Raw genomic sequence first — 213 nt, forward strand, 5'->3', positions numbered from 1 at the left:
CGCTCCCCATCACAGCTCATCTTACACCAAAGCAAGCATTTCACTCGCTTTGCGACTCGCTGCTTGGACGTGCAATTCCAGCTGCACGCTCCGTTAGCCTCCTGCGTCCCTCCCTCATTCAAACAAATCTAACTAGTACAGGAATCTCAACCTGTTATCCATCGCTTACGCCTTGCGGCCTCAGCTTAGGTCCCGACTAACCCTGGGAGGACG

Annotated in this window: 1 rRNA gene; it reads right to left on the reverse strand. The window is 54.0% G+C overall.

The annotated features are described in order from the left end of the window. Positions 1-213: ribosomal RNA gene (locus LPAF129_RS11165) — 23S ribosomal RNA — on the reverse strand; the annotation flags it as partial.

The sequence above is a fragment of the Ligilactobacillus pabuli genome (assembly GCF_022836475.1).
GTDB lineage: Bacteria > Bacillota > Bacilli > Lactobacillales > Lactobacillaceae > Ligilactobacillus > Ligilactobacillus pabuli.